This window comes from Streptomyces sp. WAC03905 (assembly GCF_057371075.1).
In genome coordinates this window covers 1,816,556-1,832,677 of sequence record NZ_JBXYDZ010000003.1, presented here as the reverse complement: position 1 = coordinate 1,832,677, position 16,122 = coordinate 1,816,556, and the positions used below count along the sequence as shown (strand labels likewise).

The window sequence follows — 16,122 nt, the reverse complement described above, 5'->3', positions numbered from 1 at the left end:
TCTTTCGGATGCCGCGGGCGGTGCAGGGGGGAGAGACGGCCCCGCCCCCGGTTCTGGGACCCGGGGGCGGAGGACCATGATGCCGGTAGAACCGGAATGCTCAGTACCGGATGGTGCGGTTCTCGATGATGCTGCGGGCCTGGCCGGTGACGGGCAGGCCCGCCTTGGGCCGGGCGGTGAGCCAGTAGTCCCGGAAGGTGGCGGGGTGGCTGGTGATCATCGCGTCGATGGTGCGGTCCCAGTTCCCCCCGTCCGGGCCGCCCTCGGCCCACAGGTCCAGCAGCGCGCCGACGACCCGCCCCTCGACCTGGTCACCCGTCTGCCAGCCGACGGGGTTGTCGAAGCTGAGGGACTGGCTGTCGCTGTAGACGTAGCGGCGGTCCCCCATCGCGTACGCGGCGACGGCGTCGGGGAAGCCCTCCCACAGCGCGCAGGTGGCCGAGGTCCGCTTCTCCATCGGGTGGGTCGCGCAGTTGGTGACGTACGGGGCGTTCCCCTTGTAGAGGCGCCCCATGAAGAAGTGGCCGGCCTCGTGCAGGACCAGGTGCTGGGAGCGCGGGTCAAGGCCGGCGAGGTGGACGTAACCCGTACCACCGTCCCACCAGGACCCCTTCTTCCCGTCGTTCTTCCACACATACGTCAAAGTCGTGCACTGGCCCGCGGCCTCGTTGCGGGTCCAGCACGGCGTCTGGGAATTCGCCCGCTTCCACCACAGCCTGTTCGTCGTGTCGACCGTCTTCCAGGCCAGCGCCATCTCGGTCGGGACCTTCACCGTGCCGAGGTTCTGGACGGCGGAGGAGCCCGGGCGGGAGGCGGAGAAGAAGGTGTACTCCTGCAGGGTCTGCGCGTCGCTGACGACCCTCCAGGTCTTGGTCGAGGACGACAGGAACTTCACCCGCAGCTGGCCCATCGGCTTGCCGGCGGTGGTGTGGCAGGCGTTGAACGTGCCGTCCCTGTACGAGGTCAGCCCTGTCGCCAGACGCGACTCCGGCCCCGAAGCCGTGGCCCTGCCCCAGAGTTCCCAGTTCGCGTTACGGGCGACTGAGGTGACCAGCGGCTTCCCCGCGGTCTCGGAGTCGACCGCGTCAAAGGCCAGCGTGCCGCGGACACACACACTCCCCGGCACCGCGGCGCTCGCCGAACCAACGGCCAACCCGGCCCCCAGGACACCGGCAGCGAGCGCGGCCACCCCCGCAGCGATCTTCACGGACCTGCTTCTGACACGGCGGTGCAGCGCCATGGTGGAACTCCCTCGGTTCACGGCCGCGGCGGCGTCGCACTGCCACCGGACCAGGTACGGGAAGGCGTCTGATCGCGCCCTCACCACCGAAGACGGAGCGAAGGACCCCGGCATAACGAAAAACGGATCCTGACCGGAAGTTCTTGGAAAAGCCGTCCAGCACCCCACCGCCGGCTAGCACCGGGTGCCGACATGAATCCGCTCATCCACCCGGCCGCCGCCCGGCCGCCCGCGGTCCTGGTCGGGATCGGCCGCTGACGGCCGGAGGGCTCCGAGCCTGCTCGGAGCCCTCCTGTACCTCGCTGACCTGCCGGCTCAACGACCGGGCTCGTACGAGCAGACCTGCGACGACGCCGTCCCCCTGGCCCGCCTCGGCGACGAGACCACGATCAGGGCTTGACTGCCGTGGTGGTTGGCGCTCTATGGGCGGCGGACTTCGGCGGTGCTCGAGCGGTTGCGCAGGCGGTTCCAGGCGGCCACGCCGAGCATGAGTCCCCACAGGACGAAGAGGCCGTACCAGAAGAGCCCCCAGGCGGCTTGTGGGTGGGCGTCCTTGGCGGCGAAGGCGGGAGCGGAGACGACCCGCCCGGCAGCGAGGAGGTACTGCAGCGCGAAGTAGGTGAAGCCCCATAAGGTCATGCCGACGGAGGCGGTCAGGGACAGGGAGCAGAGCGTGCGGCGCGGAAGCCGGCGGCCCCATGGCCGGACCAGAGCCAGCGCGACAATGGCGCCGACCACGGCCACGGCGCCCATCCCCCAGTAGCCGATCGCGGCTCCCCAGGTGCCGTGCGGCGCGGACGCGAACTCCCCGGGGAAGGTGGCGGCGATCCCGGCACCCCACCAGAAGTGCGGCGCCGCGTAGGCGAGTGCCGCTGCGGCGGCCGCATACCCAGGCCAGGCCCGCCCATGGCCGTGGAGCGTCGTTGCTGTTGCCGTCACCATGGTTCCCCCGAGGTCTCCTTCAGCGCAGTGTGCGCTGCCGTGAGAACCCTGTCAGGACAGCCCTGCGGAGGGCTCAACCTTCGGGACGAACCTGCCTACCCCGCACGGAGGAGTTGCCGTCCTACCAGCCGACGAGGGCACGGGCGCAGACGGCCGGCACCGAGTCGAGCGGGGAAACCTGCAGCAACGGGGCCGGCGTGGAGGGCTCGGCCTGACCATCGCGCTCGGGCATGCAGGCGTCCTCGGCGCCAGGCTGGCCTTCGCGAACGCGCCGGAGGGCGGCGCGGTCGCCACCCTCGACCTTGATCCGCCGGACACCCCCTGACCGGCTGGCCTACGGTGGGCTGCGTCATGATCGCGTCGGTGATGGGGGTGGGGATGGGAGTCGCGAAGACGACGGTCCGGGCGGTGAACGAGTTGACCGCGCGGTGGGCGGGCGCGGCGGAGGGCGGCACGGTGTTCTCGGCCGCCGGGCTCTGGCCGTTGCTGGCCCACCTGGCCGACGGGGCCGAGGGCGCGGCGCGGGCCGAGCTGGCGGGGGCGCTCGGGCTCCCGGCCGGGCGAGCGGCGTCCGCAGCCCGCGAGTTGTTCGCCGCGATGGCCACCGTGAGGGGACTGGACACGGCTCTGGGGCTGTGGACGAACCGCACGCTGGAGCTGAAGGAGGAGTGGGAGGCGGGCCTGCCGGCCGGCGCCCACGGGGTGCTCACCGGTGACGCGGTGGCCGACCGGCGGGCTCTGGACGACTGGACGGTGCGGCGGACCGGCGGGCTGATCGACCGCATGCCGGTCACACTGGCCGATGACACGCAGATGGTGCTGGCGAGCGCGCTGACCCTGCGCACGCGGTGGCTGAGCCCCTTCATCGAGACGGAGCTGAAGACGGCGTACGAGCCGTGGGCCAGCACGCCGCGGCTGGGCCTGTGGCGCCGAAGTGCCGTGCTGGACCGGGTGGGGGTGGCGGACACCCCGGCGGGGCACGTCACCGAGCTGAAGGTGCTGGGAACCAACGCCCTGGACGTGCACCTGCTGCTCGGCGAGGAGGGCATGCGGCCGGCGCAGGTGCTGAGAGCCGGGGTGGACATCCTCGCCGGCCGGCGCACGGTCGTGCCGGGACCGCGGCTGCCCTACGGAAACGCCGGCCCCGGCCTGCAGGTGCGCAAGGTGCGCTGCACACGGCCCGAACCGCCGTCGCTGTGCGTCAGTACCGCGGCGTACGACATGCGCGCGAGCCACGATCTGCTGGAGCTGCACGAAGTGTTCGGGCTGTCCACGGCCCGGGACACCTCGCGCGGGCACTTCCCGGGCGTCAGTGGCTTCCCGCTCGCCATCGGGTCGGCCCGGCAGGACACCATGGCGAGGTTCGGCGCGCTGGGTTTCGAGGCAGCCGCGGTCACGGCGTTCGGTGCGGTCGGCTCGGGCGTCCCCGATCTCCGCTACGTGACCACCGTGATCCGCGCCGCCTTCGACCGCCCCTTCGCCTTCCTCGCCCTGCACCGCCACACGCGGCTCGTGCTGACGGCGGGCTGGGTGACGGATCCGACGCCGGCGCCGGTACCCGACTACGACGAGGAGGACGACTGGTGAGCGGGGGTCCCCGCCCCGGCGCGCAGCCGTCGCCGATCACAGGCCGTTGACCCGGGCCATCCGCGCGGCGTTCCGGGGTTGCTGTATCTCGGCCGTCACCGCACGGGTCCTGCGGGGCACTCGGGATTGCTGTTGCTGGATCTGCGCCATGAGACGCCTGCTGTGCAGGGCCATCTCCAGCTCGAAGCGGGTGCGGGGGTCGCGCAGATCGGGACCGAAGAGCTTCTCCAGTTGCCGCATGCGGTATCGGACGGTCTGGGGGTGCACGTTGAGTGCCTTCGCGGCCTCGGGTGCGCCGCCGCCCTCCAGCCAGGCGAGCAGGGTGTCTTCGAGCCGCTCGCTCTGGCGGGGTGTGAGGTCGGCGAGCGGACGCAGTCGGCGTGCGGCGAGCGCGTGGGCGAGGTGCTCGTCCTGGAGCAGCATCAGGGCCGAAAGGTGGTCGTCGACGAATACGGCGCGCGCTTCCGGAGCGGACGAGGTGGGGATGAGGTTGAGCAGCCGCACCGCCCAGCGCTGGGAGGAGGCTGTGTCGCGGGGTGGGACGGGGTGCCCGACGGCGGCGAACCGGCCGTGGAGCGTTCTCGCCAGCTCGGTGCGGGCTTCCGGGTCGGGGGTGGGGAGCAGGAGGCAGGGCTGTCCGCAGACCATGCCTGCCAGGGCGCCGTCCATGCGTGCCGCCAGCTGCTGGGCCTCGCCGGGTGAGGTCACGGCGATGGCCCGGACGAAGTCCGGTAGGGGCCAGCGGGCTGTTGCGGCCAGTTCTGCCAGGGCTTGCCCGGACGGGTGCGGGTCGGACGTGAGGGCGGTGAAGAGCTCTCGGCGAGCCCGTTCGGGCCTCGCGTCGGACCTCTGGGAGGGGATCGCGCCGAGGGACGGCAACGGCACGTCGTGCGCGTCCCGTCCTCGGGGGCTTCCCTCTCCCTGCCCGGCAGTTGGGGGTTCGTGGTTGCCCAGAGCGGTGAGGAGCGCTGACTCCACGTGCTGGTTGACGACTTCGTCGTCGATGTCCGCGACGTGGGCGGAGATCCCGGGGATGCTGTCCCGCAGTTCCTTCGCGATCCCCGCGGCCAGCGCGGGCAGGTCCTTTCGCAGGAGCTGGGGCCATTCGCCGCGTGGGTGGGTCCCGGCGTGGTTCAGAAGTTCAGACATGGTTACCTCGCTCCCATGGTGCGTGCCCTGTCCCGGCATGGGGAGTTGAGCGCTGCGTACTTCCCTTCAGGAGAACGGCCGTTAACCGCCGACCCGCGACATTGCCTGACCTTTACCTTGGGGGGCCGTCCTCCGGCCCCCAGAGCCGCCGGGCGGGGGCGGCGAGCGTGGCGGTGGTCGTGCCGGGGGCGAGCCCGCCCCCGGGGGCGACGGGAGCGGCGGGGTGTGCCAGGCTCATCGCCATGCGGTACATCATCATCGGCGCGGGCGCCGTGGGCGCCACCATCGGCGGACGGCTCGCGGAGGCGGGCGGCGAGGTCGTCCTCGTCGCGCGCGGCGCCCACGCGGAGGCCCTCAGGGCCGACGGGCTGCGGCTCACCACGGCGGACGGCCGCCGCGTGCACCGGCTTCGCGTGGTCACCGGACCGGACGAGTTGGGCGAACTGCGGCCCGACGACGTCCTGTTGCTGACCGTGAAGACCCAGGACGCCATCGCGGCGCTCGACGCGTGGGGCGACGCGGAGGTCGCGGGCGGCGGCACGGCCGCGCAGCGGCTCCCGGTGCTCTGCGCGCAGAACGGTGTGGAGAGCGAGCGTCTCGCGCTCCGGCGCTTCGCGCGCGTGTACGGGGTGTGCGTCTGGCTGCCGGCCACCTTCCTGGAGCCGGGCGTCGTCTCCGCGCTGTGCACCCCGCTGACCGGCATCCTGCACCTGGGGCGGGCCGCGGGCGGAACGGACGCGCTCGTCCGGGCCGTCGCCGCGGACCTCGACAAGGCCGGGTTCGAAGCCCCGGTGGTCGAGGACGTCATGCGGTGGAAGTACGCGAAGCTGCTGGGCAACCTCGGCAACGCGATCCAGGCGACGACCGGCCCGGAGCCGGACCCGGCGAAGGCGGCGCTGCTGGCGCGGGCCGCCCGCGAGGCGAAGGCCGCCTTCGGGGCGGCCGGCATCGCCTACGCCTCGGACGCGGAGCAGGCGCAGGCCCGCGACGGCAAGGTCGAGCAGCCGCCGGGCGTACGGGGCGGGTCGTCCTGGCAGAGCCTGGCGCGCGGCACGGGCTCGGTGGAGGCCGACTACCTCAACGGGGAGATCTCGCTGCTGGGCCGACTGCACGGGGTGCCCACGCCGGTCAACGACGTCCTGCGGCACGCCGCCAACATCTTCGCCCGGGAAGGCCTGCCGCCGGGCGCGATGTCCGTCGCGGACCTGACGGCCCTGGCCGACGAGGCCGCGGCCCGCGCCGGCGCCTGACACCCCTCAGGCGGTGAGGGCCCGGAGGCGGGCGGGCGCCGCGGCGGCCGCGTCGTAGCGGCGCAGCAGCAGGAGGGCCAGTTCGGGGGCGGCTCCCAGGACGTCGGCCACCACGTCGGCGCCCGCGGCCTCGGCGCCCGCCACGATGCGGTCCGGGAGCCGGCCGGGGGCGATGACGTACGGGGCCACCGCCACCCGGGCGAAGCCCTCGGCGCGCAGCGCCCGTACGGCGTCCTCCGTACGGGGCAGAGCAGCGGAGGCGAACGCAGGCCGCACGGCGCACCAACCGGTGTGCCGCCACTCCCGCGCGGTTTCAGCGATCACTGCGATCGCCTCCGGGTCCGTGGAACCGGCGGACGCGAGCACCACCGCGGTGCCGGCGCGGTCCGCCGGGGTGAGGCCGGCTTCGGACAGCCGGCGTTCCAGCGCGTCGACGAGCAGCGGCGACGGGCCGAGGACGTCCGCCACCGAGACCGTCAGGCCCGGCAGGCGGGTCAGCGCCTCCGACAGCGCGGCCGGGATGTCGGCCTTCGCGTGGAAGGCCCGCGTCAGCAGCAGCGGCAGGGCCACCACGTCGCGGACGCCGTCGGCGTGCAGGGCCGACAGCACCTGCTCGACCCGCGGGGCGTTGAAGTCCAGGAAGGCCGTCTCCACCCGCAGTCCGGGCCGCAGCGCCCGCGCCCGCCGGGTGAGGGCGTGCACGGTCGCTGCGTGCCGCGGGTCGCGGCTGCCGTGGGCGATGACCAGCAGTACGGGCGACATGCGGATCAACTCTTCACCAACAGGCCGCGGCTGCGCAGCACGTAGCGTTCGACGGGGCTGAAGATGAGCAGGTCGATGGCGATGCCGACGACGAGGATCAGGATGATGGCGAGGAACACGCCGGGGAGGTCGATGTTGTTGCGGCCGTTCTCCAGCAGCTGACCCAGGCCCAGGCCGAGGTCGGGGGAGGAGGCGATGATCTCGGCGGCCATGAGGGAGCGCCAGGAGAACGCCCAGCCCTGCTTGAGGCCGGCGACGTAGCCCGGCAGCGCGGCCGGCATGACCACGTGCCAGGCGCCGCGCAGGCCGGTGGCGCCGAGGGTGCGTCCGGCCCGCAGGAACAGCGGGGGGACCTGGTCGATGCCGGAGACGAGGCCGTTGGCGATGGAGGGCACGGCGCCGAGCAGGATGACGGTGAACATCATGGCGTCGTTGAGGCCGAACCAGAGGACGGCCGGCGGCACCCACGCCACCGACGGGAGGGACTGCAGGCCCTGGAGGATCGGGCCGATCGCGGCGCGGACGAACTTCACCCGGGCGACGAGCAGGCCGAGCGGGGTGCCGATGGCCAGGGCGAGCAGGAAGCCGAGCAGGCCGCGGGAGACGGAGGTCCAGATGACCTCCAGCAGCGTCCCCTTCAGCCACATGTCGGACAGACTGTCCCACACCGCGGAAAGGGCGGGGAGCTTGGTCTCGTCGGTGACCTTCAGGGAGACGAGGACCTGCCAGACCACCAGGACCAGCCCGACCGCCAGGAACGGCGGCAGGACCTTCTTGACGAGGACCTCGCGGACCGGCGTGCGGTGCGTCTGCACCGCGTCCAGGGCGTCGAGTCCGGCCTCCAGTCCCGCGAGGTCGTCCGTCTTTGCCTTCGTTTCAGTGCTGGCCATGACGGCGGATCTCCCCACGCAGGTGTTCAGTGATCTCCAGGGACAGCTCGGCGACGTCCGCGTCCTCGATGCGGCGCGGCTGCGGGATGTCCACGGTCCATTCCGTCGCGACCCGGCCGGGCCGGGAGGAGAGCAGGACCACGCGCTGGGCGAGGCGGACGGCTTCGCGCACGTTGTGGGTGACGAAGAGGACGGAGAGTCCTGTCTCCTGCCAGATGCGGGTGAGTTCGCCGTGCAGGACGTCGCGGGTGATGGCGTCGAGGGCCGCGAAGGGTTCGTCCATGAGCAGCAGGCGGCTGTCCTGGGCGAGGGCGCGGGCCAGGGCGACGCGCTGGCGCATGCCGCCGGACAGTTCGTGGACGCGCTTGCCGTGGGCGCCGCCGAGGCGGACCAGTTCCAGGAGGCGTTCGGCTTCGGGCTTGCGGTCGGTCTTGGTGACGCCCCGCAGGCGCAGGGCGAGTTCGATGTTCTTGCCGGCGGTCAGCCAGGGGAAGAGGGCGTGTTCCTGGAACATCAGGGCGGGGCGGCCGCCGGGGGTCTCGATGGTGCCGGCGGTCGGCCTGTCGAGGCCGGCGACGAGGTTGAGCAGGGTGGACTTCCCGCAGCCGGAGGCTCCCAGGATGGTGACGAACTCTCCGGGGGCGACATCGAGGCTGATGTCGTCCAGGACGAGCTGCGATCCGGCCGGGCCGGAGAAGGACTTCGAGACGTGGGCGATACGGGCGGCGTGCGTCTGCTCCGCCACCGTGCCCTCGGCAGCCTTGGCGAGTGTCGTGGCCATGGTCGTCACCTCCTGGGATTGCTGGACTGCTGCATTGCTGGACGTCGGGTCATTGCGCGGCTCACGGCGCGGGTCACTTCGCGCCGAGTCCGGCGTCGGAGACCTCGGGCCTGCCGGCGGCCTTCAGGACCCTGTTCAGGAGCGTCAGGTCGTAGATGCCGGCCAGGTCGGGCTGCTCGATGAGCCCCGCCTCGACCGCCCACTCGGACTGGGTCTTCAGCGTCGAGGCCAGCGGGTCGTCGGTGATCTGGATGCTCGGCCACGCCGGGTCGAGGACCTTCGCGTCGAGTGGCTTGCCGCTGTCCGCCGCCAGCTTGGCGTTGGCGGAGGCCTTCGCCCTGTCCGGGTTGGCGTTGATCCACTCGTTGGTCCTCACCGTGCCGCGCAGTACGGCCTCGACCACGTCCGGGTGCTCCTTGAGGAACTTCTGCGACACGATGACGTTCGTGATCACGAACTTCTTCTCGGGCCACAGGGCGGTCTCGTCGAGGAGGACGGAGCCGCCGTCGGAGACGAGCTTGGAGGCCGTGGGCTCCGGGACCCAGGCGCCGTCGATGGAGCCCTGCTTGAAGGCGTCCGGGGTGACCTTGTTGTCGGTGCGGACGACGGAGACGTCACCCTTGCCGGACTCGGGGTCGACCGTCCAGCCCTTCTCGGAGATCCAGTTGAGGAAGGCGACGTCCTGCGTGTTCCCCTTCTGCGGGGTGGCGATCTTCTTGCCCTTGATGTCGTCGAGGGTCTTGATCTTCGCCGGGTTCACGACGAGCTTCACGCCGCCCGACGCGGAGCCGGAGACGATCCGCAGGTTGGATCCCTTGGACTTCACATAGGCGTTGATCGAGGGCGAGGGGCCGATGAAACCGATGTCGAGGGAGCCGCCGTTGAGGGCCTCGATCTCGGACGGGCCGGCGTTGAAGGTCTGCGGCTTGATCTTCGTGCCGCCCAGCTCCTTCTCGATCAGGCCTTCCTGGATCCCGACGAGCGCGGTGGCGTGCGTCAGGTTCGGGAAGTACCCGATGCGGACCTCGGAGGCCGACAGCTTCTTCCCGTCCGCGGCAGGGGCCTTGGCCTTGCCGTCGCCCTTGGCCTCGGCCTGCGAGCCGTAGCCGCACGAGGCGAGCGCGCCGATCAGGAGCGGCAGCGCAGCGGCGGCGGCGAGGCCGCGGCGCAAGGTCTTGCGGGGGGAACCGGTGGCAGGCACGGGGAGGGCTTCCTCTCGCCGCGCCGTCGTTCTACGGCGCGGATTCTCGTCTGTGGAGCGGGGGCGGGGACTGCGCGAGCAGGACGGTCACCGCGCACATCGCGCCACGCCTCCCTGGCCGCTGCCGAGGGCGCCGCTGCCCACGCGGCCGCCCTCCTTCGCGAAGGTCGAAAAGAGATCGGCGAACCTCATCTAGAAGTCCCACCCGTCCTCGTCGTCCGGCCGTACCGCGTCCTCGGCGGGCTCGGCCCGGGAGGCGAAGGACTCGCCCGCCATGCCGGCCGCCAGGGTCGTCCCGTCCGCCGGGTCGATCAGCAGGAAGGACCCGGTGCGCCGGGAGTCGGCGTACGCGTCGAGCGCGAGGGGCTCGGCGGTACGGACGACCACGAGGCCGATGTCGTTCGCCACCAGCTGCCCGGGCTCCGGGTGCTGGGACAGGTCGTCCAGGGTCAGCCGCGAGGGGATCTCCTTGACGATCGCCTTGACCGTGCGCGTCGTGTGCTTGATCAGCACCCGGGCGCCGACGGCGAGGGGCTGGTCGGCCACGTGGCACACCGTCGCGACGACGTCCTGCGTGGTCGCGGGGGCGGTCGCGGTCGGCGCGATCAGGTCGCCGCGTGAGATGTCGATGTCGTCCTTCAGCCGCACCGTCACCGACTGCGGCGCCCAGGCGATGTCCACCGGCCCGCCCAGCGCGTCGATGCCCTCGATGACCGAGGTGCGGCCCGACGGCAGGACCGTGACGGCCTCGCCGACGCGCAGTACGCCGGAGGCGATCTGCCCCGCGTAGCCGCGGTAGTCGGGGTGCTCCGCCGACTGCGGGCGGATCACGTACTGCACCGGGAAACGCGCCGGGCAGGCGGTGAGGTCGTGGCTGACCGGGACCGTCTCCAGGTGCTCCAGCACCGTCGGGCCGCCGTACCAGTCCATGTTCGCGGACGGCTCCACCACGTTGTCACCGGCCAGGGCCGAGATCGGGATCGCGGTGATCTCCGGGACGCCCAGGTCCGAGGCGTAGGCGGTGAACTCCTCGGCGATCGCCGCGAACACCGACTCCTGGTAGCCGACCAGGTCCATCTTGTTCACGGCGAGGACCACGTGCGGGACGCGCAGCAGGGCCGCGACGGCCGCGTGCCGACGGGTCTGCTCGATCACGCCGTTGCGTGCGTCGACCAGGACCACCGCCAGATCGGCGGTGGACGCGCCGGTCACCATGTTCCGGGTGTACTGCACGTGCCCGGGGGTGTCGGCGAGGATGAAGCGGCGGCGCGCGGTGGCGAAGTACCGGTACGCCACGTCGATGGTGATGCCCTGCTCCCGCTCGGCCCGCAGGCCGTCGGTGAGCAGCGCGAGGTCGGGGGCCTCCTGGCCGCGCTGGGCGGACACGGCCTCGACGGCCTCCATCTGGTCGGTCAGCACCGACTTGGAGTCGTGCAGCAGCCGGCCCACCAGTGTGGACTTGCCGTCGTCGACGGAGCCGGCGGTTGCGAAGCGCAGCAGGGTGGTCGCCGCGAGGTCGTCGAGCCCGGCGACCTGATCGGTGGTGCTGGTCATGTCTAGAAGTACCCTTCGCGCTTGCGGTCTTCCATCGCGGCCTCGGACATCTTGTCGTCGGCGCGGGTCGCGCCCCGCTCGGTGAGGCGGGAGACGGCGATCTCGGCGATCACGGCGTCCAGCGTGACGGCGTCGGAGTCGACGGCGCCGGTGCAGGACATGTCGCCGACGGTGCGGTAGCGGACGAGCCGCGTCTCGGGCGTCTCGCCCTCCTTGGCGCCGCCCCACTCGCCCGCCGTCAGCCACATGCCGTTGCGCTTGAACACCTCGCGCTCGTGGGCGAAGTAGATCTCCGGCAGCTCGATGCCCTCGCGGGCGATGTACTGCCAGACGTCCAGCTCGGTCCAGTTGGAGAGCGGGAAGACGCGGACGTGCTCGCCGGGCGCGTGGCGGCCGTTGTAGAGCTGCCACAGCTCGGGCCGCTGGCGGCGCGGGTCCCACTGGGAGAACTCGTCGCGCAGGGAGAACACCCGCTCCTTGGCGCGGGCCTTCTCCTCGTCGCGGCGGCCGCCGCCGAAGACGGCGTCGAACTTGAGCTGCTGGATCGCCTCCGTCAGCGGGACGGTCTGCAGCGGGTTGCGGGTGCCGTCCGGGCGCTCGCGCAGCTTGCCCGCGTCGATGTAGTCCTGGACGGACGCCACGTGCAGGCGCAGCCCGTGCTCGGCGACCGTGCGGTCGCGGTACTCCAGCACCTCGGGGAAGTTGTGCCCGGTGTCGACGTGCAGCAGCGCGAACGGCACCGGCGCGGGCGCGAAGGCCTTCAGCGCCAGGTGCAGCATGACGATGGAGTCCTTGCCGCCGGAGAAGAGGATCACCGGCTTCTCGAACTCGCCCGCGACCTCGCGGAAGATGTGCACGGCCTCGGACTCGAGGGCGTCCAGGTGCGACAGCGCGTAGGGCGCGTCCGTCTCTTCGTGGACGTGTGCGACGGTCGTCGTCATGCCAGACCCCTCTCGGTGAGCAGCGCGTGCAGGGCCGAGGCCGACTCCTGCACGGTCTGCGTGTGCGACTCGATACGGAGGTCCGGGGACTCCGGCGCCTCGTACGGGTCGTCGACCCCGGTCAGACCGGAGATCTCGCCCGCCGCCTGCTTGGCGTACAGGCCCTTCACGTCACGCTCGGAGCACACCTCCACCGGGGTGGCCACGTGCACTTCGAGGTAGTCGGTCGCGGCGGCGGCGTGCCGCTCGCGTACCGCCTCGCGGCTGTCCGCGAACGGCGCGATCACCGGCACCAGCGCCTTGACGCCGTTGCTCGCGAGGAGTTCGGCGACGAAGCCGATCCGCTGCACGTTCGTGTGCCGGTCCTCGCGGCCGAAGCCCAGTCCGGCGGAGAGGAACTCGCGGATCTCGTCCCCGTCGAGCACCTCCACGCGGTGGCCCTCTGCGCGCAGCCGCTCGGCCAGCGCGTAGGCGATGGTGGTCTTGCCCGCGCTCGGCAGCCCGGTCAGCCACACGGTGGCGCCCTGGTCGCTCACGCTCATCTGCTGTGTCTCCGTAAGTTCTTCGCTGGTCGTCATCAGCCGTGAAGTCCGCACTCGGTCTTGCCCCGCCCGGCCCAGCGGCCGGACCGCGCGTCCTCGCCCTCCGCCACGCGGCGGGTGCAGGGGGCGCAGCCGACGGAGGCGTAGCCGTCCATCAGCAGCGGGTTGGTGAGCACGCCGTGCTCGGCGACGTACGCGTCCACGTCGTCCTGGGTCCAGCGGGCGATCGGCGAGACCTTGACCTTCCGCCGCTTCTCGTCCCAGCCGACCACCGGGGTGTTCGCCCGGGTCGGGGACTCGTCGCGGCGCAGTCCCGTCGCCCACGCGTCGTACGCCGTCAGGCCCTCTTCCAGCGGCTTGACCTTGCGCAGCGCGCAGCACAGGTCGGGGTCCCGGTCGTGCAGCCGCGGGCCGTACTGGGCGTCCTGCTCGGCGACGGTCTGCCGCGGGGTCAGCGTGATGACGTTGACGTCCATCACCGCGTCGACCGCGTCGCGGGTGCCGATGGTCTCCTCGAAGTGGTAGCCCGTGTCGAGGAAGACCACGTCCACGCCGGGGAAGACCTGCGAGGCCAGGTGGGCGACGACCGCGTCCTCCATGGAGGAGGTCACGGCGAACTTCCCGCCGAACGTGTCGGCCGCCCAGCGCAGGATGTCCTGCGCGGAGGCGTCCTCCAGGTCGCGGCCGGCCTGTTCGGCCAGCTCCTTGAGGGTCGCGGCCTTCAGGTCGGCGTTCCTGAGACTGGCGTCTTGCGTGGTGGTCATATCTCGTCCCCTCCCGCTGCGTTCGTCCCGAGCCCCCGGGACAGCAGCCCGAGGTACTTCAGCTGGAAGGCCCGGTTGCAGGCCCGGCATTCCCACGCGCCGTGGCCCGTCTCGTGCGGGAACAGGTCCTCGTCGCCGCAGTACGGGCAGTAGAACGGGGCGGCTCGCTCGCTCACGAGAGGCTCTTCTCGTCCGCGCGGGCGACCCAGGCCGCGAAGCGCTCGCCGTCCTCGCGCTGCTCCTCGTAGCTCTTGACGACCCGCTCGACGTAGTCGGGCAGACCGGCCGAGGTGACCTTGAGGCCGCGGACCTTGCGGCCGAAGCCGGCCTCCAGGCCGAGGGCGCCGCCCAGGTGGACCTGGTAGCCCTCCACCTGGTTGCCGTCGTCGTCCAGGACCAGCTGTCCCTTGAGACCGATGTCCGCCACCTGGATTCGGGCGCAGGCGTTGGGGCAGCCGTTGATGTTGATGGTGATCGGCTCGGCGAAGTCCGGCAGGCGGCGCTCCAGCTCGTCGATGAGCGAGGCGCCGCGCGCCTTGGTCTCGACGATGGCCAGCTTGCAGAACTCGATGCCGGTGCAGGCCATCGTGCCGCGGCGGAACGGCGACGGCTTGACCCGCAGGTCCAGGGCCTCCAGCGCCTCGACGACGGAGTCGACCCGGTCGGCCTCGATGTCGAGCACGATCATCTTCTGCTCGGCGGTGGTGCGCAGGCGGCCGGAGCCGTGCTGCTCGGCGATGTCCGCGATCTTGGTGAGGGTGGCGCCGTCCACACGGCCGACGCGGGGCGCGAAGCCGACGTAGAACTTGCCGTCCTGCTGCTGGTGCACGCCCACGTGGTCGCGCCACTGGCCGGAGGGCTGTTCGGGCGCGGGGCCGTCGGTCAGCTTCCGCTTCAGGTACTCGTCCTCCAGGACCTGGCGGAACTTGGCCGGGCCCCAGTCGGCGACGAGGAACTTCAGGCGGGCGCGGGTGCGCAGCCGGCGGTAGCCGTAGTCACGGAAGATCGAGATGACGCCCTCGTAGACGTCCGGGACCTCGTCGAGCGAGACCCAGGTGCCCAGGCGCACACCCAGCTTGGGGTTCGTGGACAGGCCGCCGCCGACCCAGACGTCGAAGCCGGGACCGTGCTCGGGGTGGTTCACGCCGACGAACGCGACGTCGTTGATCTCGTGCGCCACGTCGAGCAGCGGCGAGCCGGAGACCGCGGACTTGAACTTGCGGGGCAGGTTGGAGAAGTCCTTGTTGCCCACGATGCGGCGGTAGATCTCTTCGATGGCGGGGGTGCCGTCGATGATCTCGTCCTGCGCGATGCCGGCGACGGGCGAGCCGAGGATGACGCGGGGCGTGTCACCGCAGGCCTCGGTGGTGGACAGGCCGACGGCCTCCAGCCGGCGCCAGATCTCCGGGACGTCCTCGATCCTGATCCAGTGGTACTGCACGTTCTGGCGGTCGGTGAGGTCGGCGGTGCCGCGGGCGAACTCCTCGGAGATCTCGCCGATGACGCGCAGCTGCCCGGTGGTCAGCCGGCCGCCGTCGATGCGCACGCGCAGCATGAAGTACTTGTCGTCCAGCTCCTCCGGCTCCAGGATCGCGGTCTTGCCGCCGTCGATCCCGGGCTTGCGCTGGGTGTAGAGACCCCACCAGCGCATGCGGCCGCGCAGGTCGTTGGGGTCGATGGAGTCGAAGCCACGGTGGGCGTAGATCGTCTCAATACGTGTCCGCACATTGAGACCGTCGTCGTCCTTCTTGAACTGCTCGTTGCCGTTGAGGGGCGTGTGGTGTCCGACGGCCCACTGACCCTCGCCGCGGTGACGGCCGGTCTTGCGGCGCGCGGCGGCGGCGGGTGCTGCTGCGGGCGTTTCGGGGGTGGCGGCCATGGCGGTACGTCCTTCTTGGGCGGCTCAGGGCAGGGGCGGGTGAGGCGAGTGGGGTGGGCGTGACCCCTGGACGCTGAGCGGGTGCGGCTGATTGCCCGCGCCTTGGCCGGGGTGACCGGCGGACAGGGCGGTGTTCGGCCTTCAGGGGACTGCGATGATCGACACTTCCACGGCGACGATGCCGGGATTGCGGCGATGTGCGGCGGTTGCTGGTTCCGTCAGCACGCCGGACAGATGGCGCTGGACATGCGGCCGAGGTCGACATGCCGCCGACTCACCAAGGCAATTCCAGCTCCATTCATGGCGGAAGCGTGTCATGGGCCGATTGGAGGAGTCCACTACTGTCCACGATACGGACGAACTCGTCCCACATGTCAAGACTCGTGACGCGGGTCACGCTCCGCGCGGGTCCCCTGCCGGGGGCGCGGGCCCGTGCCCGGGTGCGGCCCGGTGGCCGCGCCTCAATCGCCGGCGGGGCTCAGTCTGGCTTCGGGTGGGGTGGTGCCCCTCCGGGGGCTCTCCTCGGCTCGGCGCGTGCGGGCATGTCGCGGCCGTACGGCTCTCGTCGCGCCTCGTCCTGCGGGGAGCCCCCGGAGTGTCCCCACCCCACGGCCCCGGTGTGCGGCCGGTGGGGGTGTGG

At 71.8% G+C, this 16,122-nt stretch carries 17 protein-coding genes; 2 read left to right on the top strand and 15 right to left on the bottom strand.

Annotation, left to right across the window (positions count from 1 at the left end):
* Window positions 1-100 precede the first annotated feature (100 nt).
* Together AC2RP6_RS10845 and AC2RP6_RS10840 are read right to left on the bottom strand one after the other, a co-directional pair.
* Window positions 101-1,207: a metalloprotease gene (locus tag AC2RP6_RS10845; protein WP_486446038.1), complete on the bottom strand. Its 1,107-nt coding sequence runs from the start codon at window positions 1,205-1,207 to the stop codon at window positions 101-103.
* A gap of 453 nt (window positions 1,208-1,660) precedes the next feature.
* Window positions 1,661-2,182 carry a DUF3995 domain-containing protein gene (locus AC2RP6_RS10840; protein WP_486446037.1) on the bottom strand — a complete coding sequence of 174 codons (522 nt, stop codon included), beginning with the start codon at window positions 2,180-2,182 and terminating at the stop codon, window positions 1,661-1,663.
* 378 nt (window positions 2,183-2,560) lie between these two features.
* Here AC2RP6_RS10840 and AC2RP6_RS10835 point away from each other — a divergent pair, with 378 nt between their 5' ends.
* The gene (locus AC2RP6_RS10835; RefSeq protein ID WP_486450288.1) at window positions 2,561-3,769 is read left to right on the top strand and encodes a serpin family protein; all 1,209 of its coding nucleotides are present in this window, start codon (window positions 2,561-2,563) and stop codon (window positions 3,767-3,769) included.
* Window positions 3,770-3,805: 36 nt separating this feature from the next.
* On the opposite strand, the gene AC2RP6_RS10830 is transcribed toward AC2RP6_RS10835, so the two are convergent.
* Complete coding sequence (locus tag AC2RP6_RS10830) at window positions 3,806-4,918, bottom strand: PucR family transcriptional regulator (protein ID WP_486446036.1); 1,113 nt, start codon at window positions 4,916-4,918, stop codon at window positions 3,806-3,808.
* A gap of 112 nt (window positions 4,919-5,030) precedes the next feature.
* A complete protein-coding gene (locus AC2RP6_RS10825) occupies window positions 5,031-5,162 on the bottom strand; it encodes a hypothetical protein (RefSeq protein ID WP_486446035.1) in 132 nt (43 codons plus the stop codon).
* On the opposite strand from AC2RP6_RS10825, the gene AC2RP6_RS10820 reads away from it, so the two are divergent.
* On the top strand, window positions 5,161-6,168 hold the full coding sequence (locus AC2RP6_RS10820; protein WP_486446034.1) for a ketopantoate reductase family protein: 1,008 nt from the start codon (window positions 5,161-5,163) through the stop codon (window positions 6,166-6,168). The genes AC2RP6_RS10825 and AC2RP6_RS10820 overlap by 2 nt on opposite strands.
* Before the next feature lie 6 nt (window positions 6,169-6,174).
* On the opposite strand, the gene AC2RP6_RS10815 is transcribed toward AC2RP6_RS10820, so the two are convergent.
* From AC2RP6_RS10815 to AC2RP6_RS10765, 11 genes are all read right to left on the bottom strand, one after another.
* A complete protein-coding gene (locus AC2RP6_RS10815; protein ID WP_486446033.1) occupies window positions 6,175-6,930 on the bottom strand; it encodes a sirohydrochlorin chelatase in 756 nt (251 codons plus the stop codon).
* A 5-nt stretch (window positions 6,931-6,935) separates the two neighbouring features.
* Window positions 6,936-7,820: an ABC transporter permease gene (locus AC2RP6_RS10810; RefSeq protein WP_486446032.1), complete on the bottom strand. Its 885-nt coding sequence runs from the start codon at window positions 7,818-7,820 to the stop codon at window positions 6,936-6,938.
* Entirely contained in the window at window positions 7,807-8,601 is a 795-nt protein-coding gene (locus tag AC2RP6_RS10805) for an ABC transporter ATP-binding protein (protein WP_486446031.1), read from the bottom strand. Before AC2RP6_RS10805 ends, AC2RP6_RS10810 begins: the two co-directional genes overlap by 14 nt.
* Before the next feature lie 73 nt (window positions 8,602-8,674).
* Complete coding sequence (locus AC2RP6_RS10800; RefSeq protein WP_486446030.1) at window positions 8,675-9,802, bottom strand: aliphatic sulfonate ABC transporter substrate-binding protein; 1,128 nt, start codon at window positions 9,800-9,802, stop codon at window positions 8,675-8,677.
* A 192-nt stretch (window positions 9,803-9,994) separates the two neighbouring features.
* On the bottom strand, window positions 9,995-11,356 hold the full coding sequence (locus AC2RP6_RS10795) for a sulfate adenylyltransferase subunit 1 (RefSeq protein WP_486446029.1): 1,362 nt from the start codon (window positions 11,354-11,356) through the stop codon (window positions 9,995-9,997).
* Between the two features lie 2 nt (window positions 11,357-11,358).
* Window positions 11,359-12,297 (bottom strand): sulfate adenylyltransferase subunit CysD, encoded by a 939-nt coding sequence (gene cysD, locus AC2RP6_RS10790; RefSeq protein WP_486446028.1) that lies wholly within the window; start codon window positions 12,295-12,297, stop codon window positions 11,359-11,361.
* A complete protein-coding gene (gene cysC / locus AC2RP6_RS10785; RefSeq protein WP_486446027.1) occupies window positions 12,294-12,839 on the bottom strand; it encodes an adenylyl-sulfate kinase in 546 nt (181 codons plus the stop codon). The genes cysD and cysC overlap by 4 nt, the downstream gene beginning before the upstream one ends.
* Before the next feature lie 35 nt (window positions 12,840-12,874).
* On the bottom strand, window positions 12,875-13,603 hold the full coding sequence (locus tag AC2RP6_RS10780; RefSeq protein ID WP_486446026.1) for a phosphoadenylyl-sulfate reductase: 729 nt from the start codon (window positions 13,601-13,603) through the stop codon (window positions 12,875-12,877).
* Complete coding sequence (locus tag AC2RP6_RS10775) at window positions 13,600-13,779, bottom strand: hypothetical protein (protein WP_486446025.1); 180 nt, start codon at window positions 13,777-13,779, stop codon at window positions 13,600-13,602. The genes AC2RP6_RS10780 and AC2RP6_RS10775 overlap by 4 nt, the downstream gene beginning before the upstream one ends.
* Window positions 13,776-15,482: a nitrite/sulfite reductase gene (locus AC2RP6_RS10770; RefSeq protein WP_486446024.1), complete on the bottom strand. Its 1,707-nt coding sequence runs from the start codon at window positions 15,480-15,482 to the stop codon at window positions 13,776-13,778. Before AC2RP6_RS10770 ends, AC2RP6_RS10775 begins: the two co-directional genes overlap by 4 nt.
* A gap of 141 nt (window positions 15,483-15,623) precedes the next feature.
* On the bottom strand, window positions 15,624-15,800 hold the full coding sequence (locus AC2RP6_RS10765) for a hypothetical protein (protein WP_486446023.1): 177 nt from the start codon (window positions 15,798-15,800) through the stop codon (window positions 15,624-15,626).
* Between the last annotated feature and the right edge of the window lie 322 nt (window positions 15,801-16,122).

Coding starts and splice junctions, on each gene's coding strand:
- AC2RP6_RS10840 (WP_486446037.1), bottom strand. CDS start 2,182: ATGGTGACGGCAACAGCAACGACGCTCCACGGCCATGGGCGGGCCTGG.
- AC2RP6_RS10835 (WP_486450288.1), top strand. CDS start 2,561: ATGGGAGTCGCGAAGACGACGGTCCGGGCGGTGAACGAGTTGACCGCG.
- AC2RP6_RS10830 (WP_486446036.1), bottom strand. CDS start 4,918: ATGTCTGAACTTCTGAACCACGCCGGGACCCACCCACGCGGCGAATGG.
- AC2RP6_RS10820 (WP_486446034.1), top strand. CDS start 5,161: ATGCGGTACATCATCATCGGCGCGGGCGCCGTGGGCGCCACCATCGGC.
- AC2RP6_RS10825 (WP_486446035.1), bottom strand. CDS start 5,162: ATGGCGATGAGCCTGGCACACCCCGCCGCTCCCGTCGCCCCCGGGGGC.
- AC2RP6_RS10815 (WP_486446033.1), bottom strand. CDS start 6,930: ATGTCGCCCGTACTGCTGGTCATCGCCCACGGCAGCCGCGACCCGCGG.
- AC2RP6_RS10810 (WP_486446032.1), bottom strand. CDS start 7,820: ATGGCCAGCACTGAAACGAAGGCAAAGACGGACGACCTCGCGGGACTG.
- AC2RP6_RS10805 (WP_486446031.1), bottom strand. CDS start 8,601: ATGGCCACGACACTCGCCAAGGCTGCCGAGGGCACGGTGGCGGAGCAG.
- AC2RP6_RS10795 (WP_486446029.1), bottom strand. CDS start 11,356: ATGACCAGCACCACCGATCAGGTCGCCGGGCTCGACGACCTCGCGGCG.
- cysD (WP_486446028.1), bottom strand. CDS start 12,297: ATGACGACGACCGTCGCACACGTCCACGAAGAGACGGACGCGCCCTAC.
- cysC (WP_486446027.1), bottom strand. CDS start 12,839: ATGAGCGTGAGCGACCAGGGCGCCACCGTGTGGCTGACCGGGCTGCCG.
- AC2RP6_RS10780 (WP_486446026.1), bottom strand. CDS start 13,603: ATGACCACCACGCAAGACGCCAGTCTCAGGAACGCCGACCTGAAGGCC.
- AC2RP6_RS10770 (WP_486446024.1), bottom strand. CDS start 15,482: ATGGCCGCCACCCCCGAAACGCCCGCAGCAGCACCCGCCGCCGCCGCG.
- AC2RP6_RS10765 (WP_486446023.1), bottom strand. CDS start 15,800: ATGACACGCTTCCGCCATGAATGGAGCTGGAATTGCCTTGGTGAGTCG.